Genomic DNA, 793 nt, shown 5'->3' with positions numbered 1-793 from the left:
AAATGCTTAGCTCCACGGCTTAGGGCTGAAAACGATGCTTAATTGTTGTGTGCTGCCTTATTTCTTTTCTTTCATAGGGCAAGTTCTAAGTCCAAATGGTGCATAAAGTGGACAAAAGCTTATCAAGCTAGTTAAAACGAAAACTCCTGCAAGTACTAAAAGAACAATGCCTAATGTTCCAGAAATTGTTCCTGTGAAATAAAGAACTCCGACTATTGCAGCGATTATTACTCTAATAATTCTGTCTGCTGTTCCCATGTTTTTTTTCATTTTTTTAAAATTTAAATAATCTTGCATTATTGCGTTACAAAGGTAGGTGGTGTTTTATTGATGTGCAGTGACCGTGGTCACCACTCAGCGATAATTCTTAATTCCCCTGATTTTTGTAATACTTTCCCATCGGATTCAAGTTTTTTCAGAACTCTAGTTATCACTTCACGGGCAGTTCCTAATTCGTTAGCTATTTGATTATGACTCATTATAATTGAATTACTATTAATCAATTCCAATTTCTTTTTCAAATAGTCATAAAGTCTCTTATCCATTTTATCCAATAACAAATGACTAATTGTATCTAAAAGTTCTGAATACCTTAGATTATATTGATTATAAAACAGTTCATTGAAATCAGAATACTCTTTTAGCCAATTTGGTAATAAATGAACGGGAATTAAAATAATCCTTGAATCCTCTTCGGTTACTGCAAACACTTTACTTGGAGTATTCTTCAATGCAGCATAGAAAGACATAACACAGCTTTGAGCAGGCTCAATATAATAGAGTAATAGTTCCT

Annotated in this window: 2 protein-coding genes; both read right to left on the bottom strand. The window is 33.0% G+C overall.

Annotated elements, in window-relative coordinates; all coding sequences use genetic code 11:
- Window positions 1-57: 57 nt before the first annotated feature.
- Window positions 58-270 (bottom strand): DUF2892 domain-containing protein, encoded by a 213-nt coding sequence (locus HNS40_RS22530; protein WP_172284959.1) that lies wholly within the window; start codon window positions 268-270, stop codon window positions 58-60.
- A 77-nt stretch (window positions 271-347) separates the two neighbouring features.
- Window positions 348-793 (bottom strand): Crp/Fnr family transcriptional regulator (locus tag HNS40_RS22525; RefSeq protein ID WP_172284958.1); only part of this gene is annotated, 446 nt, incomplete at its 5' end.

Source organism: Lentimicrobium sp. S6 (genome assembly GCF_013166635.1).
Classification (GTDB): domain Bacteria; phylum Bacteroidota; class Bacteroidia; order Bacteroidales; family UBA12170; genus UBA12170.
The sequence above is the reverse complement of the archived record's forward strand: the minus strand, read 5'-3'. Positions and strand labels throughout refer to the sequence as shown.

Coding starts and splice junctions, on each gene's coding strand:
- HNS40_RS22530 (WP_172284959.1), bottom strand. CDS start 270: ATGAAAAAAAACATGGGAACAGCAGACAGAATTATTAGAGTAATAATC.